Annotated in this window: 20 protein-coding genes; 9 read left to right on the top strand and 11 right to left on the bottom strand. The window is 70.0% G+C overall.

Going from position 1 to position 22,868, the window contains the following annotated elements; all coding sequences use genetic code 11:
• Positions 1-77 precede the first annotated feature (77 nt).
• Positions 78-2,534 (top strand): DNA gyrase/topoisomerase IV subunit A, encoded by a 2,457-nt coding sequence (locus ABT057_RS07855; RefSeq protein WP_352341581.1) that lies wholly within the window; start codon positions 78-80, stop codon positions 2,532-2,534.
• Positions 2,535-2,707: 173 nt separating this feature from the next.
• Here the strand turns inward: ABT057_RS07855 and ABT057_RS07860 are convergent, their stop codons facing one another.
• Positions 2,708-3,811 carry a CobW family GTP-binding protein gene (locus ABT057_RS07860; RefSeq protein WP_352341582.1) on the bottom strand — a complete coding sequence of 368 codons (1,104 nt, stop codon included), beginning with the start codon at positions 3,809-3,811 and terminating at the stop codon, positions 2,708-2,710.
• 324 nt (positions 3,812-4,135) lie between these two features.
• Between ABT057_RS07860 and ABT057_RS07865 the strand changes: the two genes are divergently transcribed.
• Both ABT057_RS07865 and ABT057_RS07870 read left to right on the top strand, forming a co-directional pair.
• Positions 4,136-4,693 carry a DUF6082 family protein gene (locus tag ABT057_RS07865; protein WP_352341583.1) on the top strand — a complete coding sequence of 186 codons (558 nt, stop codon included), beginning with the start codon at positions 4,136-4,138 and terminating at the stop codon, positions 4,691-4,693.
• Positions 4,694-4,937: 244 nt separating this feature from the next.
• Positions 4,938-5,177, top strand: coding sequence for a hypothetical protein (locus tag ABT057_RS07870; RefSeq protein ID WP_352341584.1), 240 nt, complete (start codon positions 4,938-4,940; stop codon positions 5,175-5,177).
• A 110-nt stretch (positions 5,178-5,287) separates the two neighbouring features.
• Here the strand turns inward: ABT057_RS07870 and ABT057_RS07875 are convergent, their stop codons facing one another.
• Positions 5,288-6,478 (bottom strand): citrate synthase/methylcitrate synthase, encoded by a 1,191-nt coding sequence (locus tag ABT057_RS07875; protein WP_352341585.1) that lies wholly within the window; start codon positions 6,476-6,478, stop codon positions 5,288-5,290.
• Between the two features lie 98 nt (positions 6,479-6,576).
• Here ABT057_RS07875 and ABT057_RS07880 point away from each other — a divergent pair, with 98 nt between their 5' ends.
• The 4 genes from ABT057_RS07880 to ABT057_RS07895 all read left to right on the top strand — a co-directional run bounded on the left by ABT057_RS07880 (position 6,577) and on the right by ABT057_RS07895 (position 11,408).
• Positions 6,577-7,833 carry a citrate/2-methylcitrate synthase gene (locus tag ABT057_RS07880; protein WP_352341586.1) on the top strand — a complete coding sequence of 419 codons (1,257 nt, stop codon included), beginning with the start codon at positions 6,577-6,579 and terminating at the stop codon, positions 7,831-7,833.
• Positions 7,834-7,976: 143 nt separating this feature from the next.
• On the top strand, positions 7,977-8,918 hold the full coding sequence (locus ABT057_RS07885) for a ferredoxin family protein (RefSeq protein ID WP_352341587.1): 942 nt from the start codon (positions 7,977-7,979) through the stop codon (positions 8,916-8,918).
• A 130-nt stretch (positions 8,919-9,048) separates the two neighbouring features.
• The gene (locus ABT057_RS07890; protein WP_352341588.1) at positions 9,049-10,731 is read left to right on the top strand and encodes an ATP-binding protein; all 1,683 of its coding nucleotides are present in this window, start codon (positions 9,049-9,051) and stop codon (positions 10,729-10,731) included.
• The gene (locus ABT057_RS07895) at positions 10,728-11,408 is read left to right on the top strand and encodes a response regulator (RefSeq protein ID WP_352341589.1); all 681 of its coding nucleotides are present in this window, start codon (positions 10,728-10,730) and stop codon (positions 11,406-11,408) included. The genes ABT057_RS07890 and ABT057_RS07895 overlap by 4 nt, the downstream gene beginning before the upstream one ends.
• Before the next feature lie 21 nt (positions 11,409-11,429).
• On the opposite strand, the gene ABT057_RS07900 is transcribed toward ABT057_RS07895, so the two are convergent.
• From ABT057_RS07900 to ABT057_RS07910, 3 genes are read right to left on the bottom strand one after another with little or no spacing between them, the layout of a single operon-like run.
• The gene (locus ABT057_RS07900; protein ID WP_352341590.1) at positions 11,430-12,485 is read right to left on the bottom strand and encodes an ABC transporter substrate-binding protein; all 1,056 of its coding nucleotides are present in this window, start codon (positions 12,483-12,485) and stop codon (positions 11,430-11,432) included.
• Between the two features lie 60 nt (positions 12,486-12,545).
• Positions 12,546-13,409 carry an ABC transporter permease gene (locus ABT057_RS07905; protein WP_352341591.1) on the bottom strand — a complete coding sequence of 288 codons (864 nt, stop codon included), beginning with the start codon at positions 13,407-13,409 and terminating at the stop codon, positions 12,546-12,548.
• Positions 13,399-14,214, bottom strand: coding sequence for an ABC transporter ATP-binding protein (locus tag ABT057_RS07910; protein ID WP_352341592.1), 816 nt, complete (start codon positions 14,212-14,214; stop codon positions 13,399-13,401). The genes ABT057_RS07905 and ABT057_RS07910 overlap by 11 nt, the downstream gene beginning before the upstream one ends.
• Before the next feature lie 161 nt (positions 14,215-14,375).
• Between ABT057_RS07910 and ABT057_RS07915 the strand changes: the two genes are divergently transcribed.
• Positions 14,376-15,068 carry a response regulator gene (locus ABT057_RS07915; RefSeq protein ID WP_352341593.1) on the top strand — a complete coding sequence of 231 codons (693 nt, stop codon included), beginning with the start codon at positions 14,376-14,378 and terminating at the stop codon, positions 15,066-15,068.
• Positions 15,069-15,180: 112 nt separating this feature from the next.
• On the opposite strand, the gene ABT057_RS07920 is transcribed toward ABT057_RS07915, so the two are convergent.
• From ABT057_RS07920 to ABT057_RS07945, 6 genes are all read right to left on the bottom strand, one after another.
• A complete protein-coding gene (locus tag ABT057_RS07920; protein ID WP_352341594.1) occupies positions 15,181-16,773 on the bottom strand; it encodes a monocarboxylic acid transporter in 1,593 nt (530 codons plus the stop codon).
• Positions 16,770-17,330, bottom strand: coding sequence for a DUF485 domain-containing protein (locus ABT057_RS07925; protein WP_502973817.1), 561 nt, complete (start codon positions 17,328-17,330; stop codon positions 16,770-16,772). The genes ABT057_RS07920 and ABT057_RS07925 overlap by 4 nt, the downstream gene beginning before the upstream one ends.
• A gap of 82 nt (positions 17,331-17,412) precedes the next feature.
• Positions 17,413-18,102, bottom strand: coding sequence for a response regulator transcription factor (locus ABT057_RS07930; RefSeq protein WP_352341595.1), 690 nt, complete (start codon positions 18,100-18,102; stop codon positions 17,413-17,415).
• Entirely contained in the window at positions 18,099-19,256 is a 1,158-nt protein-coding gene (locus ABT057_RS07935; RefSeq protein WP_352341596.1) for a sensor histidine kinase, read from the bottom strand. The genes ABT057_RS07930 and ABT057_RS07935 overlap by 4 nt, the downstream gene beginning before the upstream one ends.
• Positions 19,253-19,777, bottom strand: coding sequence for a DUF1453 domain-containing protein (locus ABT057_RS07940; RefSeq protein ID WP_352341597.1), 525 nt, complete (start codon positions 19,775-19,777; stop codon positions 19,253-19,255). Before ABT057_RS07940 ends, ABT057_RS07935 begins: the two co-directional genes overlap by 4 nt.
• Positions 19,778-20,060: 283 nt before the next feature.
• Positions 20,061-22,184, bottom strand: a complete 2,124-nt coding sequence (locus ABT057_RS07945; RefSeq protein WP_352341598.1) for a DNA gyrase/topoisomerase IV subunit B — start codon at positions 22,182-22,184, stop codon at positions 20,061-20,063.
• 444 nt (positions 22,185-22,628) lie between these two features.
• Here ABT057_RS07945 and ABT057_RS07950 point away from each other — a divergent pair, with 444 nt between their 5' ends.
• Entirely contained in the window at positions 22,629-22,853 is a 225-nt protein-coding gene (locus tag ABT057_RS07950) for a DUF7455 domain-containing protein (protein WP_352341599.1), read from the top strand.
• The last annotated feature ends 15 nt before the right edge of the window (positions 22,854-22,868 follow it).

Below are 22,868 nucleotides of genomic sequence, written 5' to 3' on the forward strand. Positions count from 1 at the left end.
GCTTCAGCACGAGCGAGCCGCAGGGGGACGTCAGCGCCCCGAAGGCGAGCGACCAGATACAGGAGGAGCCGGCAGCGATGGCCCGCCGCAGCACGAAGACCCCGCCGCCCGACGACTCGTACGAGGAGCGGATCCTCGACATCGACGTCGTCGACGAGATGCAGGGCTCCTTCCTCGAGTACGCGTACTCGGTCATCTACTCCCGAGCCCTGCCGGACGCCCGCGACGGCCTCAAGCCGGTCCACCGCCGCATCGTCTACCAGATGAACGAGATGGGCCTGCGCCCCGACCGCGGCTACGTGAAGTGCGCGCGCGTGGTCGGCGAGGTCATGGGCAAACTGCACCCGCACGGCGACGCGTCGATCTACGACGCGCTCGTACGCATGGCGCAGCCGTTCTCCATGCGCGTGCCGCTGGTGGACGGCCACGGCAACTTCGGCTCGCTGGGCAACGACGACCCGCCGGCCGCCATGCGGTACACCGAGTGCCGTCAGGCCGAGGCGACAAGCCTGATGACGGAGTCGATCGACGAGGACACGGTCGACTTCGCGCCCAACTACGACGGCCAGGAACAGGAACCGGTGGCGCTGCCCGCCGCCTTCCCGAATCTGCTGGTCAACGGCGCGTCCGGGATCGCGGTCGGCATGGCCACCAACATGCCGCCGCACAACCTGGGCGAGGTCATCGCGGCCGCCCGCCACCTGATCCGCTACCCGAACGCGGATCTCGAAACACTGATGAGGCACGTCCCGGGCCCGGACCTGCCCACCGGCGGCCGGATCGTCGGCCTCTCCGGAATCCGGGACGCCTACGAGACGGGCCGCGGGACCTTCAAGATCCGCGCCACGGTGTCGGTGGAGACGGTGACCGCTCGCCGTAAGGGGCTGGTCATCACCGAACTGCCCTTCACCGTCGGTCCCGAGAAGGTCATCGCCAAGATCAAGGACCTGGTCGGTTCGAAGAAGATCCAGGGCATCGCCGACGTCAAGGACCTCACCGACCGCGCGCACGGTCTGCGCCTGGTCATCGAGATCAAGAACGGCTTCGTGCCGGAAGCGGTCCTGGAGCAGCTCTACAAGCTGACGCCGATGGAGGAGTCCTTCGGCATCAACAACGTGGCGCTGGTGGACGGCCAGCCGCTCACGCTGGGCCTGAAGGAACTCCTGGAGGTCTACCTCGACCACCGCTTCACCGTGGTGCGCCGGCGCAGCGAGTTCCGCCGCGGCAAGCGCCGCGACCGCCTGCACCTGGTCGAGGGTCTGCTCACGGCCCTCGTAGACATCGACGAGGTCATCCGTCTGATCCGCTCCAGCGAGAACAGCGCGGAGGCCAAGCAGCGCCTGATGGAGCGTTTCTCGCTCTCGGAGATCCAGACGCAGTACATCCTCGACACGCCGCTGCGCCGCCTCACCAAGTTCGACCGGATCGAGCTGGAGGCGGAGAAGGAGAAGCTCAACGCGGAGATCGCGGAGCTGACCCGGATCCTGGACTCGGACGCCGAGCTGCGCAAGCTGGTCTCGGCCGAACTGGCCGCGGTGGCCAAGAAGTTCGGCACCGATCGGCGTACGGTCCTGCTGGAGTCCTCGGGCGCCCCGGCCGCCGCCGTACCGCTGCAGGTCGCGGACGACCCGTGCCGGGTCCTGCTCTCCTCCACCGGCCTGCTGGCGCGCACGGCGAACGGCGAGCCGTTCGCCGACGACGAGGACGGCAAGCGCACCAAGCACGACGTGATCGTCTCCGCGGTGCCGGCCACCGCGCGCGGGGAGATCGGCGCGGTCACCTCGACGGGCCGGCTGCTGCGGATCAATGTCGTCGACCTGCCACAGCTCCCGGACACGGCCTCGGCGCCGAACCTCTCGGGCGGCGCCCCGCTGACGGAGTTCGTCTCCCTCGAGGGCGACGAGACGGTGGTCTGTCTGATCACGCTCGACGAGTCCTCGCCCGGTCTGGCGCTCGGCACGGAACAGGGCGTGGTCAAGCGGGTGGTGCCGGACTATCCGTCCAACAAGGGGGAGCTGGAGGTCATCACCCTCAAGGAGGGCGACCGGATCGTCGGCGCGATCGAGCTGCGCACCGGAGAGGAGGACCTGGTCTTCATCACCGACGACGCGCAGCTGCTGCGTTACCAGGCCTCGCAGGTGCGCCCGCAGGGCCGGCCGGCGGGCGGCATGGCGGGCGTCAAGCTCACCGAGGGGGCGAAGGTCATCTCGTTCACTGCCGTGGACCCCGCGGCGGACGCGGTGGTCTTCACGGTCGCGGGCTCGCGCGGCACGCTGGACGACTCGGTCCAGACGACGGCCAAGCTGACCCCGTTCGACCAGTACCCGCGCAAGGGGCGCGCCACCGGCGGTGTGCGCTGCCAGCGGTTCCTGAAGGGCGAGGACTGCCTGTCCTTCGCCTGGGCGGGCGCCGTCCCCGCGAAGGCCGCGCAGAAGAACGGCCTGCCCGCGGAACTCCCGGAGATCGACCCGCGCCGCGACGGCTCGGGCGTCTCGCTGGCGAAGACGGTGGGCGTGGTGGCAGGACCGGTCTAGGGCGTGTTTCGAAAGTGGCGTCGTCTGCCCGAAGGGCAGGCCTGGCGGCGTCTGGTGCGTGCGATCGCAAGGCGGAGGGTCGCCCCGACACTGGATGTATCGGGGCGCGCCCGACAACGCGGCGAGCGGGCGTGCCAGGCGTCGCCAGGCAGGCGGGACTTTCGAAACACGCCCTAGGGGCGAAACACCCAGGCCTCTTCCCCGGGATCCATGGCGGCCTGCGGACTCCGGTCGTCCGGATCCTGTACGTAGCGCAGGACGCCCCACATGCCGTGCTCGTCGGCGTGCGGGGCGTCGCTCACGCACGTCTGCAGCTCTTTGCCGAGGGCCTCGGCGTCGATGCCGGAGCCGATCAGCACGAGCTGGGTGAGACGGTCCCCGGCAGGCCCCCACCGCTCCGGATAGAAGCGCAGGAACCGGCCGACCGCGTGCACGGCGTACCGGTTGGCGGGATCGTGCGGGCCGAAGTCGACGTACCCCTTGATCCGGTACAGCCCCTCGGGCCTGCTGTCGAGGAAGGCCATCAACCGGCGTGGGTCCATGGGCGATCCGGAGGTGAAGGAAAGGCTGTCGTAGGCGGTGTGCAGATGCTCGGCGTGGGCTTCGCCCAGGTCGCCCTCGTCGTGCTCGTGCAGGTCGTCGAAGGACAGCTGGCCGACGCGTTCCTCGCTCGGCCTGCAGTCGAAGAGGAACTCGGGATCGATACGGCCGTAGGAGGCGGGCACCACGGCGGCACGGTCGACGAGGGACCCGACGAGCCCGAGGATCCGGTCGCCGTCGTCGGCGCGGTCGAGCTTGTTGACGACGACGAGGTCCGCGAGGGCCAGGTGCCGGTCGATCTCGGGGTGCCTGGCCCGGGTCTCGTCGAACTCGGCGGCGTCGACGACCTCGACGAGCCCGCCGTACACGATCCCCGGGTGTTCGCTGGCGAGCACCATACGCACCAGTTCCTGGGGTTCGGCGAGACCGCTGGCCTCGACCACGATGACGTCGATCCCGGTGCCGGGCCGGGCGAGCCGTTCGAGGTAGAGGTCCAGTTCACTGGCGTCCACGGCACAGCACAGGCAGCCGTTGCCGAGCGAGACGGTGGAGTCGCCGAGCGCTCCGGCCACGGCCATGGCGTCGATCTCGATGGCCCCGAAGTCGTTGACGATCGCGCCGATCCGGCTGCCTCCGCTGCGGTGGAGGAGATGGTTGAGCAGGGTCGTCTTGCCGGAGCCGAGGAATCCGGCGAGTACGACGACCGGGATCTGCTGCGGACTGCGGCTCTGCGTCACCGTGCGACCTCTCTGACACCTGCGCGTACTCCGGCTCACGGCCGCGGAGCGCACCCGGGAAGGGAACGCGCCCCAGGATACGAGTCATGGGAAACCCGGCTGAAGTGAACGATTGTTAGCCGGACTTGTGGGGCAGACGTCTGGCAAGGCGCCCTGGCGTGCGACCCTCGCTTCCCTCCGTGCGCCTCCCCTCCGCCTCCCCCGCCGATCAGAGCGGCTCGGCACCCTGGGAGACGGCAAGCGCCGCCCACCGCTCGCCGGTCCCCGTCACAGCCCACCCGCACCCCGACGACCGGCGCACGGCCGCCTGATTCGGGGGTTGACATGGCCACACGGAAGTTTCGGATACGGGGGCTCGGCCCCGTTACGGCAGCGGGCCTCGGCATGGTCGCCGGGGCCCTTGCCACGCTGACCGTACAGCGGAACACGCTCAACGCCCTGCGTCTGCGGCTCGAGCACCTGGAGCGCGCGGTCGCCACACCGCTGCACGCCAACCTGGCCCACCAGCAGCGGCTGCACTGGGAACTGCTGAGCAAGGCGATCGACAGTCCCGAACTGGCCGAGGTGCTGGACATCTTCGAGGTTCCGGCGTCCCCGCAGAAGCGGCGCCAGTATCTGTTCGCGAACGCGCTCTACACGAACCTGCTCTTCTACCACCGCATCGGCAACCTCACCCGTGAGGAGTTCCACGGCCGGATGCGGGGCCTGTTGCAGAATCCGGTCGTGCGCGAGTACTGGTACGCGACCCAGGGACAGCGGGCGACGCTCCCCGACGACTCGGAGGAGGCCGCGCTGGGGCGCATGGTCGACGAGTTGCTGCGCCAGCTCGAAGAGGCCGACATCGACGAGTGGTGGGTGGTGGGCGAGACACCGGGCGAGTAGCGGGCGCGTGCCCGGAGGTTCACGCCGTCGGCCCATAACGAACGGGTGAAGTCCCGCGTTGTCCCAGGCGCGGCTGGGGTTGACTCACACGTGATCGCGTAGGGCGACTCCATAAGACCGTCGTTCACGCCGCCGGATGGCGAATCGCGCCCCACAGGGCCGCTTTCTCGCCCCGCGGCCGCCGTGCGCCACCTCTTCACCCTTGTTCAGCCTGTTCAGCCTTGAAAGTCAGAGGGAACCAACAGTGAGTCAGATCATCCGTCGGATCGGTGTGCCCCCCAGCGAGCGGGGGAGCACGGGAGGGGGCAACTGCCCTGACATCTTCGAGTTGTCCGACGGGAACTTCGCCGTCATCGGCACGGACGCCACGGAAGCGCTCGACGCCGGGCTGCCCTCCGACGCCTCTCGCGCGGACTACGAACGCATCGTCGTCGTCAGCCGCGAAACGTTGATCCGCGCGAAGGCGGACATCCCGGACGCCTGAGACGGCCGGGGGACCACGCTCTCCCCACGCAAGGGGCCCGGATCGCCGCGCGCGATGCCGGGCCCGTACGGTGTCGCACCCTCCGTCGGCCGGTGTGCGCCCGCTCCCTGTCAGGCGACCGCGGGCACCGCCACCGGCGCCCCCGGTCCCACGTACCGTGCGACGGGGCGGATGATCTTCGAATCCTCGGCCTGCTCCAGGATGTTGGCACTCCAGCCCACCATCCGTGCCGCCGCGAACGTCGGAGTGAACATCTCCCGGGGCAGCCCGCACAGTTCCATGACCACGCCGGCGTAGAACTCCACATTGGTGTGCAGCTCACGGCCCGGCTTCAGCTCGGCGAGGATCGCCTCGACATGTCGCTCCACCTCCACGGCGAACTCGACGCGCGGGCCCCCGAACCGCAGCGCGGTCTCCCGGAGCATGCGGGAGCGCGGGTCCTCAGTGCGGTAGACGGCATGGCCGAAGCCCATGATCCGCTCACCGGCGAGAACACGCTCCCGGATCCAGGGGTCGATGCGGTCGGGGGTGCCGATCGCGTCCAGGGTGTCCAGCGCCCGGCTGGGCGCACCACCGTGCAGTGGCCCCGACAGCGCGCCCACCGCCCCCACCAGACACGCGGCCACGTCCGCACCGGTCGAGGCGATCACCCTGGCGGTGAAGGTTGACGCATTGAAGCCGTGGTCAATGGTTGAGATCAGGTACTGCTCGACCGCCCTGGTCCGTTCGGCGTCGGGCTCGGTACCGGTGAGCATGTAGAGGTAGTTCGCCGCGTACGACAGGTCCTCCCGCGGCTCGACGGGATCCATCCCCTTGCTCAGCCGGTACAGCGCGGTGAGGAGCGTCGGCACGGCCGCGGTCGCCTCGACGGTGTCCGCGCGGCGCCGGTCCGGGTCGATGTCGTACACGGGCCGGAACCCCTTCGCCGCGCCGAGCAGCGACAGCGCGGTCCGCATCCCGGCGAGCGGGTCGGCCCGTCCGCCCGCCGCCGCGAGGGCGGGGAGCACCGCGGCGACCGGCTCGGGGAGCCGCCGCAGGGCCGCGGTCCCGGCGGCGAAGGCGGCGCCGCGCCGCGCGTCCGGCAGGTCGCCGTGGACCAGCAGGTGCCACACGTCCTCGAAGCGGCGGGTGTGCGCGAGGTCGACGGCCGAGTACTGGCGGTAGTGGTAGAAGCCTTCGCGTCCGCGGACGTCACCGACCTGCGTCTCGGCGACGACGACGCCCGCGAGTCCGCGCGGTACGTCGAGGAACGCGGGGGCGGACGGGTTGACGGACTGGGCGGCGGACGTGGTGACAGCCATGACTACCTCCTTGATATTGATTCGACTGTCTACTCTTGATTAACCCGTGTCAATATTGACTGAATCAATATTCGTTCTCTGCGGATACGGTGACCCCCATGCGCGACCACGCCCCCTCCCCCGCCCATCCGGAACGACGGCTGAGCACCAAGGAGGCCGCCGAACTGCTCGGCGTGAAACCCGAGACCGTGTACGCGTACGTGAGCCGCGGTCAGCTGAACAGCAGCCGCACGCCCGGAGGCCGGGGCAGCACCTTCGACGCCAAGGAGGTCGAGGCGCTCGCGCGGCGCAACAGGCGGGAGAGCAACGGGAGTCCGGGCTCCGGCGGCGACCTGTCGGTCCGTACCCGGCTCACGTTCATCGACAAGGACCGCTACTACTTCCGGGGCGTCGACGCGACCGAACTGGCCGCCCGGCACTCCTACGAAGAGGTCGCCGAGTGGCTGTGGACCGGCCGGATGCGTCCCGGCACCACCTTCACCGCGCCCGCCGCGTCCGTGGAGGCCGCCCGCCGCGCGGTCGACGCGCTGCCCGGACACAGCGGGCCCACCGACCGGTTGCGGGTCGCCGCCGTGGCGGCGGCGACCGCGGACCCGCTGCGGTTCGACCTCGCCGAGGAGGCCGTCCTCGGCACCGCGCGCACCCTGATCCCCACCCTGGTCGCCGCCCTGCCTCCCAAGCGGGCCACGCACCGCGACGAGGGACCCCTCGCGCAGCGGTTGTGGGGGCGGCTCACCGGGCACCCCGCCGAGAAGACGAAGCTGCGTGTCCTGGACACGGCGCTCGCCCTGCTCGTCGACCACGACCTGGCCGCCTCGACACTCGCGGTACGGGTCGCCGCCTCGGCAAGGGCGCACGCCTACGCGGCCGTCTCGGCCGGGCTCGGCGTCATCGAGGGCCCGCTGCACGGCGCGGCGAGCGGCCTCGCCCACCGGCTGCTGCTGGAGATCCTGGACGTCGGCGACGCCGCCCCCGTCATCGCCCAGGAACTGCGGGAGGGCCGTCGCATCCCGGGCCTCGGACACCGCCTCTACCCCGGCGAGGACCCACGCGCGCGTGCGCTGTTCGCCCTGCTGGAAGAGCTTCCCGACGCAGCGCCGGCCCTCGCCGCGGCCCGTGACGTCGTCGCCACCGCCGCCCGGCACGCTCCGCTGCACGCCAACGTCGACCTGGCGCTCGCCGTCCTCACCGCCTCCAGCGGCATGGAGTCCTCCGCCGGCGAAACGATCTTCGCCGTCGCGCGGACGGCGGGCTGGATCGCCCATGCCCTGGAGGAGTACGGCGAACGGCCCCTGCGGATGCGGCCCAGCGGGCACTACGTCGGGCCGAAGCCGCCCCGGCAGCTCCCCGAGTAGGAGCCCCGGCAGCGTCACGCGGGAGTCCGCACCGCCCGCGGCCTTCGGTGCGGCCACGGCCCACAGTCGCCGGCCGGCAACTCACAGCGATCCACAGGCGGCGCAGGAAGCAGGGCGCGTCAAGTCAGGTTAGGCTCACCTCTGTGAGTACGTGCTCGACCGACTCGCGGAACCTTGGCGAGCCCATGCCCGGAACCGCGGCCACCGCCTCGACCTGGCTTCTGCTGGAGCAGCCCGGTCCGTGGGGTGCCAAGGCGCTCACCTCGAGCCACCTGGACCCCGCGCTGGGCCGTGCCCTGGAAACCGCCGCCCGGGAGACGGGCGTACGCGTCGCCCTCATCCGCCGTCCCGGCCGGCACGCCGACCCCGGCATGCCGCCTCCCGTACGGCACGTGTACGCGGCGCACACCGTGCCCGGGAACGTCTGGGTGCGCACCGCCACGACCACCGACCCGGGGCGGTTGCTCGACGTCGACTTCGCGGCGCTCGGGCGGGGTGACCACCGCGCCTTCGACACCGCGCTGCGGGGCGGTCCCCACACGGGTGACCCGCTCGCCCTCGTGTGCACCAACGGCAAGCGCGACCGCTGCTGCGCCCTTCTCGGCCGTCCGCTGGCGGCCGAGCTGGCCGCGTCCGGGGTGCAGGGCGTGTGGGAGGTCACTCATCTGGGCGGTCATCGCTTCTCCCCCACGGTCCTCGTCCTGCCTCATGGCTACGCCTACGGCCGCGCCGAGGCGCACACCGTCAAGGAGGTCCTGCACGGCCTCCGGGAGGGGCGGATCGTCATGGACGGATGTCGTGGACGTTCGTCGTGGGAGCGGCCCGGCCAGGCGGCGGAGCTGGCCGTGCGCGAGGCCGTCGGCGAGGAGGGCGCGGAGGCCCTCAGCGTCGTCCTGACCACCGGCGGCGCGCCGCGCTGGGAGGTGACCGTCGCACACACCGACGGCCGGCACTGGCGGGTCGAGGTGGCCCAGGGCGCGTCCCTGCCGTCCCGTCCGGAGAGCTGCGGGGCGTCGGTCCTCGGTTCACCCGCGCGGATGGACGTGGTGGCGGTGCGCGAACTGGTGGCGGTCAGGGCCGGCTGAAACAGCCACGGCCAGGATGGCTGTGGCCGGCTTCCCGGACCAGGATGAACCGTTTCCTCTTGAGTCGATCAAGAGATCCACACCACACACCCCTACGGCTGCACCGGCCCGCCCACGTACCTTCTTGGGTATGAGCCCCTCTCCCCCCACCCGCCGCCTGCGCCTCGGCATGCCGAAGCGCGTGTTCTCGCAGGTGCTGCTGATGCAGCTGGCGATCGCCGCGGGAGTCGTGGTGCTCGCGACAGGCCTGTTCCTCGCCCCGCTCGGCGACCAGCTGGACGATCAGGCGATGCGCCGCGCGCTCGCCATCGCCCAGACCACGGCCGCCGTCCCGCAGATCGCCGAGGACCTGCAGACCACACCGCCCACGGTCGGCGGACCGGTGCAGCGCGAGGCGGAGCGGATCCGCAAGGCCAGCGGCGCGGAGTACGTGGTCGTGATGGACCTCCATGGCACGCGCTGGTCGCACCCCGAGCGCAAAGAGGTCGGCGGACATGTCTCGACATCCCCGGACAAGGCCCTGGCCGGCCAGGACGTCATGGAGATCGACAGCGGCACCCTGGGCCGCTCGGCGCGTGGCAAGGTGCCCCTGCGCGACAGCGACGGCAAGATCATCGGGGCGGTCTCGGTCGGTATCGAGTACGACAGCGTGCGGGCCCGGCTGATCCATGCGATCCCCGGTCTGTTCGCCTACGCGGGCGGCGCGCTCGCGGTGGGCGCGCTGGCCGCCTGGCTGATCTCCCGGAGAGTGCAGCGGCAGACCCGCGACCTGGCCTTCTCCGACATCTCGGCGCTGCTCGCGGAGCGCGAGGCGATGCTGCACGGCATCCGTGAGGGTGTGGTCGCACTGGACCGGGCCGGCCGCGTCCGGCTGCTGAACGACGAGGCGCAGCGCCTGCTGGGCATCGGCGACGAGGCGGTGGGCGACTCGCCCGACGACGCGCTCGGTGCGGGACGTACTGCCGATGTGCTGGCCGGACGGGTGACCGGCACCGACCTGATCGCCGTACGCGGACAGCGCGTCCTGGTCGTCAACCGGATGCCCACCGATGACGGCGGTGCCGTGGCGACCCTGCGCGACCGCACCGAACTGGAACAACTCGGCCGCGAACTGGACTCCACGCACGGTCTGATCGACGCCCTGCGCGCCCAGGACCACGAGCACGCCAACCGCATGCACACGCTCCTCGGGCTGCTCGAACTGGAGATGTACGACGACGCCGTCGAGTTCGTGGGAGAGGTGGTCGGCGACCACCGGGCCACCTCGGAGCAGGTGACGGAGAAGATCGAGGACCCGCTGCTCGCCGCGCTGCTGGTCGGCAAGGCGACCGTCGCGGCCGAGCGCGGTGTCGCCCTGTGGGTCTCCGACGGCACCCGGCTCCCGGACCGGCTGGTCGACCCGCGCGGGCTGGTCACGGTCGTGGGCAACCTGGTGGACAACGCGCTCGACGCCGTCGCGGGCAAGCCGCACGCGCGCGTGGAGGTCGAACTGCGCGCCGACGGCCGTACCGCTGTCCTGCGGGTACGCGACACCGGCCCCGGAATCCCGGCCGATCGGCGCGAGTTGGTGTTCACCGAGGGCTGGTCCACGAAGAAGCCTCCTGCGCACGGGAAGCGCGGCATCGGGCTCTCCCTGGTCCGCAGGCTCGCCGAACGGCAGGGCGGCAGCGCGTCCGTCGGGGAGGCGGTCGGCGGGGGCGCCGAGTTCACCGTCGTCCTGCCCGAGGCGCTGGCCGGGCCCGACCTGGAAGCCGATCCTGAACCCGCCCTGGCCGTAACAGCGCAGAGCACCGCCGAGGAGGAGTCGCGATGATCGAGGTTCTGGTGGTGGACGACGACACCAGGGTCGCCCGGGTCAACTCCGCCTACGTCGAGAAGGTGCCGGGCTTCCATGTGGCCGGCGAGGCCCACAGCGCGGCCGAGGCGCTGCACCGGCTGGAGTTGCCGCCGCGGCCGGACCTGGTCCTGCTGGACCACTACCTGCCCGACGAGACGGGCCTGGAGGTCGTCCAGGAGATGCGCCGACGCGGCCACCAGACCGACGTGATCATGGTGACCGCCGCTCGGGACATCTCCACCGTGCAGGCCGCGATGCGGCAGGGTGCCCTGCAGTACCTGGTGAAGCCGTTCAACTTCGCCGGTCTGCGCGCCAAGCTGGAGGCGTACGCCGATCTGCGCCGCACGCTCGACGGCGGCGGCGAGGCCGAACAGGCCGACGTCGACCGTATCTTCGGCGCGCTGTCCGCTCCCGCGGAGCCCGGGCTGCCCAAGGGGCACTCCCCCACCACCGCCGAACTGGTCCGCCAGTCCCTGATGGGCGCCGACGGGCCACTGTCGGCCCAGGAGATCGCCGACCGGACCGGGGTGAGCCGCCAGACCGCCCAGCGTTATCTGAAGCTCCTGGAGCGCACGGGCCGGGCCCGGCTGACCCTGAAGTACGGCGACGCGGGCCGCCCGGAACACCGTTACGTGTGGGCGACCCGCGCCTGAGGGCACGGTGTTGCGCGACCGTCAGCCCGCCACCTTCTCGACGAACTCCGTCGTGTAGGTCTTGCTCAGGTCGACGTCGGCGTTCTGGATGTTCGGGTTGAACGCCTTGAGGACCTTCTCCACGGTCTCGGGGCCCTCCTGGGGCATCACGCCGTCGTCGGTGAACATCGGCAGCGTGCTCTTGATGGCGACGGCGTACAGCGTCTTGTTGCCCTGCGAGTAGTCGGCCGGCATCTTGTCGGCGATCTCGCTGGCGCTGTGGGTCGACATCCACTTGAGCGTCTTGACGAATGCATTGGCCAACTTCTGGACGGTGTCCTTGTGACTGTTGACCCAGTCCGTCTGCATGTACAGGCTCGACGAGGGATACGGTCCCCCGAGCGCCTCCTCCGAGCCCTGCGGGGTGCGCATGTCCAGGAGGATCTTGCCGGCCTTCTTGTCCAGGATCGTCGCGACGGTCGGGTCGGTGGTCATGCCGCCGTCGATGGCCCCCTTCTGGAGCGCCGAGATGAAGGTCGGCCCCGCCCCGACGGCGACCGGCGTGAACTCGCTGACCTTCACGCCGTTCTTGACGGCGAGGTACTTGGTGAGGAAGTCGGTCGAGGAGCCGAGGCCGGTGACACCGAGCTTCTTGCCCTTGAAGTCCTTGGGCGAGGTGATGTCCCCCTCGGCCTTGGTGGAGACGATCTCCACCTCGCCGGGCGCGTGCGAGAACTGCACCACGGACTCGACCGCCTTGCCCTTCACCTGGAGGTCGAGCGTGTGGTCGTAGAAGCCGACGGCTCCCTGCACCTGGCCGGAGACGAGCGCGGTCTCGGCCTGCACCCCGGCGGGCTCGCTCAGCAGTTCGACGTCCAGTCCCTCGGCGTCGAAGTAGCCCAGCCGCTGGGTGAGCATCGCGGGCAGGTAGATGACCTTGTCGAGACCGCCGACCATGATCTTGACCTTGGTCCCCTTGCCGTCCCCGCCGGAGCCGGTGGACGCGGTGCTCGCGGCGTCGTTGGCGCAGGCGGTGAGGGAGGAGAGGGCGAGCAGGCCGGCAGCGGCCAGGGCGGCGTGTCTGGCGGAGAAACGCATGGCTGGTTCACGTCCTTGTGAGAGGGGCGGTGCGGGGGGGGAGGAGGCGGTACGGCGGGGTCAGCTGTCGGAATCCGACGGCTTCCAGCGGAAGATGCGGCGCTCGGCGAAGGTCAGCAGGCCCTCCGCGACGAGGGCGACGACGGCGAGGATGACCATCGCCGCGTACACGCCGGCCGCGTTGAACGTGCCCTGGGACTGTGCGACGAGCAGGCCGATGCCCTTGGTGGCGCCGATGTACTCACCGACGATCGCGCCGATGAGGGCGAAGCCGAAGCTGACATGGAGGCTGGTGAAGATCCATGAGGTGGCCGAGGGAATGACGACCTGAAGTGTCACCCTGCGGTCGCTCGCACCGAGGATGCGGGCGTTGGCGACGAGGTTGCGGTCGACCTCGCGTGCGCCTTGGAAGGCGTTGAAGAAGACCGGGAAGAACACCAGGACGACGGCCGAGGCCACCTTTGAGGCCGGGCCGAGCCCGAACCAGATCACGAAGATCGGCGCCAGGACGATACGGGGTATCGAGTTGAGCACCTTGATGTATGGACCAAGGACATCGGCGAGGAAGGTGATCCGGCCGAGCGCGATACCGCACACCACACCGGCGACCACACCGAAGACCCAGCCGAGCAGCGCCTCGTAGAGCGTGTACCAGATCTGCTCTCCGAGGGAGCCGAGAGCGGTCCCGTGCGTCATCCAGGTCCAGATCTGGTCCCAGATCTTGGAGGGCATCGAGAAGTTGAACGGATCGATCGCCTTCGCGCGGGACAGCGCCTCCCACAGGCCGAGCACGGCCACCAGGAGCAGAACCCGGGAGGCGGAGACGACGATCTTGCGTCGGCGTGCGGCACGCGCGCGTGAGTGCGCTCGGTCCGGCGCCTTGACCGTGTCGACGACCGGTGTGCTGAGAACTTCAGGCGACATGGGCGGCACCTCTTTCGCGGGTGATGCGGACCTCTTCGCCGAGGGACTCCCAGATCTCGCGGTAGATCTCGATGAACCGCGGCTCCAGGCGCACCGACTCGACCTTGCGCGGCCGCGGCAGGTCGATGTCGAAGACCTGCTTCACGGTCGCCGGTCCGGCGGTCATCACCACGACCTTGTCGGCCAGCGCGATGGACTCCTCCAGGTCATGGGTGACGAAGACAACGGAGGCGCCCGTGCCCTCCCACAGCTCAAGCAGTTCGTCGGACATCAGGGCCCGGGTCTGCACGTCGAGCGCCGAGAACGGCTCGTCCATGAGCAGGATCTCGGGGTCGTTGACGAAGGTCGCGGCGAGCGCGACGCGCTTGCGCTGGCCACCGGAGAGCTGGTGCGGGTAGCGGTCCTCGAAAGCGGCGAGGCCGACCCGGGCCAGCCACTCACGCGCTTTCCGCTTCGCCTCCGCCTTGGGCACACCACGGAAGCGGGGGCCGGCCATGACGTTCGACAGGACCGTGCGCCAGGGGAACGTCGCATCCTGCTGGAAGACGAAGCCGACCTTGTCGCCGACCCCGCGCACCGGCTGCCCGGCGACCAGAACCTCGCCCCCGGACGGCTCTTCCAGGCCGCTGACCAGGGTCAGCGTGGTCGACTTGCCACAGCCGGTCGGTCCGACGACGGCCACGAACTCACCATGCCCGACGGTGAGGTCGAGATCCCGGACGGCCGTGTGCAGGCCCCCCGAGGGGGTCCTGAAGACCTTGCTCGCGCCCCGCAGCTCGATGGCGGGGCTGGTGTGTGCGCTCATGGCCGGGGACGGTAGATGTGAGCCGGGACACGGCATCAGTCTTGTGACCGCATGCGCTTCTTTTGCTTGCAAGAGACTGTTGTGCTCGTTTTGCGCGCGCTACAACAGCGGAGCCGAAACACGGGCGTAATGCCCGTAAGGCCTTGACGGAGAGAGGCCCGATGATTGACGTCCTGGTCGTGGACGACGACTTCCGTGTCGCCGAGATAAACGCCAAGTACGTGGGAAAGGTTCCCGGTTTCCGGGTGGCCGCCCGCGCGCACAGCGCCGCCCAGGCGCTGGCCGCCGTGCAGCGTGGAACCATCGACCTGGTCCTGCTCGACCACTATCTGCCCGACGGGACGGGCCTCGACCTCGTGCACCGCATGCGGGATCAGGGCCATGGCACCGACGTCATCATGATCACGGCGGCGGGCGACGTCAGCACCGTGCAGACAGCGATGCGCCTGGGTGCGCTGCACTACCTGGTGAAACCGTTCACCTTCGCGGCCCTGCGTACGCGTCTCGACTCCTACGCCGCGCTGCGCCGCACGGTGGACCGGGTCGGTGGGAGGGGCATCGCCGGGCAGGAACAGGTCGACCGGATCTTCAGCGCCCTGCGTACCACCCCGGCGCCCTCCGCCCTCGGGCTGCCCACCGGCCACTCGGAGCCCACCACGGACCTGATCTGTGCGGTGCTTCACCACGCCGACCACCCCCTCTCGGCCCACGAGGTCGCCGCCGAGACCGGCCTGAGCCGTTCCACCGCCCAGCGCTACCTCCGTCACCTGGAACAGGCCGGCCGTCTGCGCCTCTCCCTCAAGTACGGCGACACGGGGCGCCCGGAACACCGCTACGCGTGGGTGGCGCCATGACCGACCCTCGGCGCCCCGTCGCCGTACGCCGGAAGGTCGTCTAGGCGCGTTTCGAAAGTGGCGTCGTCGGCCCTGAGGGCGGGCCAGACAGGCGGGACTTTCGAAACACGCCCTAGACGGCACCCGCTCCCGTCAGGGACCGCACCTCCGTCTCCGCGTGCTTGGCCTCGTCGGCGATCTCGGCCGAGGTGACCGTGCCGAGCCAGCCGGCGAGGAAGCCCAGCGGGATCGAGACCAGGCCGGGGTTCTGCAGCGGAAAGTACTGGAAGTCCACACCCGGGAAGAGCGATTCGGGACTGCCCGAGACCACCGGCGACAGCACCACCAGCACCAGGGCAGGCACCAGCCCGCCGTAGACCGCCCACACGGCGCCCCGCGTGGTGAAGTCCCGCCAGAACAGTGAGTACAGCAGGACCGGCAGGTTTGCGGACGCGGCGACTGCAAAGGCCAGACCGACCAGGAAGGCGACGTTGAGATCGCGGGCCAGCAGACCGAGGGCGATCGCGATCACCCCGATACCGACGGCGGCCACCCGGGCCACCGCCACTTCGCTGCGGGGTTTCGCCTTCCTGCGGCGCAACGAGCCGTACAGATCGTGCGCCACCGACGCCGAGGAGGCCAGCGTGATCCCGGCGACGACCGCGAGGATCGTGGCGAACGCGACCGCCGCCACGATCGCGAACAGCACCGTGCCGCCCGTGGAGTCCGCTCCGCCGCCCAGGTCGAGCGCCAGAAGCGGAACCGCCGTGTTCCCGGCCGCGTTCGAGCCGCGTACGGCCTCCGGGCCGACGATCGCCGCCGCTCCGAAGCCAAGCACGATCGTCATCAGATAGAAGCCGCCGATGAGCCCGATCGACCAGACGACGGACCGCCGGGCGGCCTGCGCGGTGGGCACGGTGTAGAAACGCGACAGGATGTGCGGCAGCCCGGCCGTGCCCAGTACCAGCGCGAGCCCGAGGCTCATGAAGTCGAGCCGCGCGGTCCAGTCCCCGCCGTACTTCAGCCCGGGTGCCAGGAACGCCGCCCCGTGCCCACTGCGGTCGGCCGCCGTCAGCAGCAGCCGGTCGAAGTCACCGTGGAAGCGCACCAGGACGAGCACCGTGAGCGCGATCGTGCCGCAGAGCAGCAGCACCGCCTTCACGATCTGAATCCATGTGGTGGCCCGCATCCCTCCCAACGACACATAGATCACCATGAGCGCGCCGACCCCGATGACGGCCCACATCCGCGCCGCCTCGCCGGTGTTTCCCAGCAGCAGCGCGACCAGGCTGCCGGCTCCCACCATCTGCGCCACCAGATAGAGAACGGACACGGTGACCGAGGAGGTTCCCGCCGCGATCCGCACCGGCCGCTCGCTCATCCGCGCCGCCACCACGTCGGCGAGCGTGAACCGACCGCAGTTGCGCACCAGCTCGGCGACCAGGAACAACACCACCAGCCAGGCCACGAGGAAACCGACCGAATACAGCAGTCCGTCGTAGCCGAAGAGCGCGATGAGCCCCGAGATACCGAGGAACGAAGCGGCCGACATGTAGTCACCCGCGATGGCAAAGCCGTTCTCCATCGGGGAGAACAGCCGCCCGCCGGCATAGAACTCCTCCGCAGATCCCCGCCGGCCCCGGCTCACCCAGGTCGTGATCCCCAGCGTGACCGCGACGAAGGCGCTGAACAGCAGCAACGCCAGCGTCTGATGGCTGCTCGTCACGCGACACCGCCCCTCGCCCCGCGCGTCAGCTCCTGGGTGTCCCAGCGCAGTTCGAGCGCCGCACGGTCCCGGCGCAGCCGCGCATGCCGGGCGTAGGCCCAGGTGAGCAGGAAGGTGCTGAGGAACTGGCCGAGCCCCGCAAGCAACGCCACGTTCACCGCGCCCGCCACAGGCCGCGCCATGAGCCCGGGAGCGGCCGTCGCGGCCACGACGTACCCCACGTACCAGAGGAAGAAGCCCACGACCGCAGGCACCACGAACCGCCGGTACCGGCTGCGCACCCCCTGAAAAGCGGCACTGCGCTGCACCTCGAGGTAGACCTGGGCCGCCGCCACGGCCTCGTCCTCCCGCTCCCGGCGGACCGCCGGTACCTCGGCCAGGTGCGTGCCCGCCGGACCCGGTTCGCCCCACCCCGAAGCGAGCGCGTCGTACCACGGGTCCTCGTAGCGCACCTCGCCCGGTGCTTCGACGAACTCCGGGCCTCCGCTCTGGTGGTGTTCGCCCGGTCTCCCGGGTCGGTCCCCGTCGGCGGGGGCACGGTCATTGCTTGACTGCATGCCCAAGGATGGACAGAACAGGAAGTTCTCTCACTCTTTTTCCCTGTCTACTTCACCCCATCAGGTGACCAACAGGCCGATTTCATCCCGCCGGTGGCCGAACCAGCCCCTTTCGATACGCGTAACGCACCGCTTGGGCACGGTCCTTGAGGCCGGTCTTGGTGAACAGATTGTTGATGTGCGTCTTCACCGTCGCCGTGGACACATGCAGCCGTCGGGCGATCTCTTGGTTGGTGAGACCCTCGGCGATCAGGATGAGCACCTCCGCCTCCCGGCTGGTCAGCCCGTCCGGCGGATCGGCCGGACCGGGCCGCGCCGGTTCGGGTCCGGGTGCCGACAGACGTTCCAGCAGCCGCCGCTGGACGCTCGGCGACAGTCCCGCATCACCGGACAGGACGCTGTGCACGGCCCGCACGATCTCGTCCCCGCCGGCGTCCTTGGTGAGGTAGCCGCGCGCCCCCGCTCTCAGCGCCGGAAACAGGGATTCGTCGTCCGCGTAGGTCGTGAGCACCACGACCTGCGTCGCGGGATGCTCCGCCCTGATGCGTCTGGTCGCCTCCACCCCGTCGCAGCGGGGCATGCGCAGGTCCATCAGCACCACGTCCGGGGCGAGTTCGGCGACGAGCCGCACCGCCTCCTCGCCGTCCCCGGCGGAGCCCACGACCTCGACTCCCGGCAGCAGCCCGAGCAGCATCACGATGCCCTCCCGGACGACGGTCTGGTCGTCCGCGACCACGACCCTGGCCGGCTTCTCCTCCGCCTCCGGCGTCATACCGGTACCTTCAGCGTCACCACAAACCCTTCGTCGTCCGGCCCTGCGTCCAGCGACCCGCCCAGAAGTTCGGCCCGCTCACGCATCCCCAGCAGACCGTACCCGCCGCCGGACCCGGCGAGTTCACCCGGCGAGCCACCCGAGTCCCTCACGTCCAGGGTGACTTCACGAGGGCCGTACTCCAGTCTCACCTGCACCTTCGCGCCCGGAGCGTGCTTGCGGGCGTTCGTCAGCGCCTCCTGGGCGACCCTGCGCACGGCCTGCGACGCCTCGGCTCGCAGCGCTCTGCGTTCACCTCCGAAGGTGACCTCGGCGCCGTCGGCCGCGCGGACGAGATCGGTCAGGAAGTCCTCCAGCGGCGTCATCTCTCCGCGCAGCGCGGACAGCGCCTGCCGGGTCTCGTCGAGACCGTCACGGGCCATCCCCCGTGCCGCCACGACCCGGTCCAGGATCTGCCCGCGGTCCGCGCCCCTCTCGATCAGGAGCCGGGCGGCCTCCAGGTGCACGAGCTGCGCAGAGAGACTGTGCGCGAGCACGTCGTGGATCTCCCGGGCGATCCGGGCCCGCTCCGCGAGCGCGGCCGTCTCCGTCTCGGCGGCCCGCGCCGCACGCTCCTGGGCGAGCAGGCGCTGGGCGCTGCCCCGGGCCTCGGCGTCCAGGCGCAAGGCGTAGCCGCCCAGGGCCATTCCCCCGACGACGGCGGCCGTGGTCTGCCACGCATCGCCGTTGCCCTGGGCGAAGGCGGCGAACCCGACCGCTGCCACCGGCAGCCCGGCGCCCAGGGGCAGCCGCTCCAGCGCGGCAATCGCGCAGCCGCACCACAGAACCACGGCCGGAGAGTCGAAGCCCGCGGTCTGCGCGCCGACCCCCAGCCCCAGCAGCAGGGCCACGAGCGCCAGGGAGGGCCACAGCCGGTGCTCGAGCGTCGTCCGGAAGAAACACCAGACCAGGACTCCCGCCACGAGGACTCCGACGCCCCCGACGACCACTGCCCACCCGTGGATGCGGCCGTCGTGGAACGCGCTCCACAGCAGGGCGCTCACCGCCACCAGCCGGATGCCCCAGGCCAGCAGCCGCCTGGGCCGCGTGGTGTCCCTGCGCCCCAGCGCCTCCCGGGACGGCCAGCGTCCCCAGACGTTCTCCGTCGCCGTCACACGCGCTCCTTCCACGTGGTCCGGGCCGAATGCTCACCGTACGCCGTGCCGTAGGACGGAGTGCGGCCCAGGTTCTGCGCACGCCACATCAGGATTCCGGAGCGGACCAGCAGAGTGCCCGCCAGTGCCGGCATCAGGGCCGAGCCGTCCTGGTGGACACCGAGCGCGGCGCCGAAGGCGAAGAGGCCCACACGCAGGCCTATGCCGACGATCCAGACGCCCAAGCTCGCTGTGGTGCTCTTGCTCCACACCGCACCGTCGGGTTCCGCCCAGACGCGGGTGGTCCAGGCCCAGCCGGCGCCCATGACCACGCCGACGATCAGCTGGGCGCCGAGAAGCAGGGCTGCCCAGGTGTGGTGGTGGGCATCGAGCAGATCGGGCTCCCGCAGTGCCGTGACGGCCAGGATCCCGGGCAGAAGCCACCACCGCCGGTCCGTGTCGATCCGGCTCGCGCGGAACTGCCGCGTGATCACCAGCACCACCACGGCCACGATCACCAGCGCGTTGACCAGCCCGGACATCACTGCCTCCATGAGCGGGAAGGGGATGCCGACAGCGAATACCGCCGACGCCTTCGACGCTACGGACTCACGTCGGCCGACAGATCGGAGCCAGGGTGGATCGTGGGTGGATCCGGGCAGGTCAGAGCCTCCACCCACGGGTGGAGAACCCTGCGGAACGCCGCTGGTCGCACGCCGACCGGGCCGATCTCGGCGGACCGAGGACCCGGCACAGGCCGAAGACCCGGTTTCACGCCGCAGCGCGCCCCGGCCGAGGCGTGGGCCACGGCCGGGGCGCAGCGGTTTACGCGTCGATGCGGGAGCGGTCCAGGGTCGCCGCCGAGCTGGAGATGAACTCCTTGCGCGGTGCCACGTCGTTCCCCATGAGCAGGTCGAACACCTGCTCGGCCGACTCCAGATCGGAGAGGTTGATGCGGCGCAGGGTGCGATGGCGCGGGTCCATGGTCGTCTCGGCCAGCTGGTCGGCGTCCATCTCACCGAGACCCTTGTAGCGCTGGATGGAGTCCTTGTACCGCACACCCTTGCTCTGGAACTCCATGAGCTTGTCGCGCAGCTCACGGTCCGAGTACGTGTACACGTACTTGTCCTGGCCCCGCTTGGGCTGGACCAGTTCGATGCGGTGCAGCGGCGGGACCGCGGCGAACACCCGGCCGGACTCGACCATGGGCCGCATGTAGCGATGGAACAGCGTCAGCAGCAGGGTCCGGATATGGGAGCCGTCGACATCGGCGTCGGTCATCATGATGATCTTGCCGTAGCGGGCTGCGTCGATGTCGAAGGTCCGCCCCGAGCCGGCCCCTATGACCTGGATGATCGCCCCGCACTCGGCGTTCTTGAGCATGTCGGTCACGGACGACTTCTGGACGTTGAGGATCTTGCCTCGGATTGGCAGCAGGGCCTGGAACTCGGAGTTCCGGGCCAGCTTCGCGGTACCGAGCGCGGAGTCGCCCTCGACGATGAACAGCTCGCTGCGGTCGACGTCGTCACTGCGGCAGTCGGCGAGCTTGGCGGGCAGCGAGGAGGACTCGAGAGCGGTCTTCCTGCGCTGCGCGTCCTTGTGCTGACGGGCCGCGATGCGGGTACGAGCGGCGGCGACCGCCTTCTCCATGACCACGCGGGCCTGGGCCGCGGCGTCACGCTTGGTGGAGGTCAGGAACGCCTTGAGTTCCTTGGAGATCACCGTGCTCACGATGCGCCGGGCCGCCGAGGTGCCGAGGACCTCCTTGGTCTGGCCCTCGAACTGGGGCTCGGCGAGGCGGACGGTGACGACCGCGGTGAGGCCCTCGAGGGCGTCGTCCTTGACGATGTCGTCCTCGGCGACGCGCAGCAGCTTCTTGGCGCGCAGCACCTCGTTCATCGTGCTTGCCACGGCCTGCTCGAAGCCCGCCACGTGAGTGCCGCCCTTGGGGGTGGCGATGATGTTCACGAACGACTTCAGAGTGGTGTCGTAGCCCGTGCCCCAGCGCATCGCGACGTCGACGTCCAGTTCCCGCGTGACCTGGGTGGGGGTCATCTGGCCGTGCTCGTCCAGGACCGGGACGGTCTCCTTGAAGGTGCCCTGCCCGGAGAAACGGAGGACGTCGCAGATGGCCTTGTCGGTGGCCAGGTACTCGCAGAACTCACTGATGCCGCCGTCGAAGCGGAAGGACTCCTCGCCCTTGCTGCCACCCGCGCCCAGGCCGTACTCGTCACGGACGACGATGGTCAGGCCGGGCACCAGGAACGCGGTCTGGCGGGCACGCTGATGAAGGTTCTCGAGAGAGAGTTTGGCGTCCTTGAGGAAGATCTGGCGGTCGGCCCAGTAACGCACACGCGTGCCGGTGCGGGTCCTGGCGATCTTCTTGGCCTTGCGCAGGCCGCTCTTGGCCTCGAACTTGGCCTCGGAGCCGTCCGCGAGGAAGGCTCCCGGCACACCGCGCCGGAAGCTGATGGCGTGCGTGTGGCCGCCGCGGTCCACCTCCACGTCGAGGCGGGCCGAGAGGGCGTTGACGACGGAGGCACCGACGCCGTGCAGACCGCCGGAGGCGGCGTAGGAGCCGCCGCCGAACTTGCCGCCGGCGTGCAGCTTGGTCATGACGACCTCGACCCCGGAGAGTCCGGTCTTGGGTTCGACGTCGACCGGGATGCCTCGGCCGTTGTCACGCACCTCGACCGAGGCGTCGTCGTGGAGGATCACCTCGATGTGGTCGCAGTAGCCCCCGAGGGCCTCGTCGACGGCATTGTCGATGATCTCCCACAGACAGTGCATCAGGCCACGACTGTCGGTCGAGCCGATGTACATACCCGGGCGCTTCCGCACGGCCTCGAGGCCTTCGAGGACGAGCAGGTGCCGCGCGGTGTAGTTGGAACCGTCCCGGTCTGCTCCTGCCAGCAGCGCTGTGGACGGCACGGACGTATCGGCGGTCACGCGGTTCGCTCCTCGCTGAATTTCAGGTGGGGCCCTTCTGGGTAAGGGCGCGGCTTCGTTCGCCGTCAAGAGGGTACCGAGGCCTGGTAGAGCCGTTGTAACACCACCCTCGTATGAACTCACAGTAGTCCAGCGTCGCATGAGTGTTCGATCCCTCGATGGAGTGAAGTACACATCACGTTCCCTTCGAGGCATGAACCATTTAGGCTCCGGGCACGTCCTCATGAACAAACCGGCAACCCAGCCGGGGGGACCGAGACCATGACCGACAGCGCGAAACCGTAAGCACGACAGATACGCAATACGGCACATTCGCCGCCAAACCGGCAGCAGACGGCCACCTCGAAAGATTTTTTTCGAGGAGAAGCCACGAGCGGGAACGTTTTGGGGCTGGTTGGATGTTGACCCTGGTACGACAGCTCGTCGAGCTAGAGAAGAGGCGACGTGACTACTGTTCTGACCCCCGCGAGCCCGCTGACGGCCGCTGACCGCTGCGACCGCTGCGGCGCCCAGGCGTACGTGCGCGTCGTCCTGCTCAGCGGCGGAGAACTGCTCTTCTGCGCCCACCACGGCCGCAAGTTCGAGCCGGAACTCAAGAAGATCGCCGCTGAGATACAGGACGAGACGGAGCGGCTGACGACCGCCCCTGCATCCGCCTCCGACGAATAGCACGGATCCCGCGCG

Source organism: Streptomyces sp. NPDC002588 (assembly GCF_040295925.1).
GTDB lineage: Bacteria > Actinomycetota > Actinomycetes > Streptomycetales > Streptomycetaceae > Streptomyces.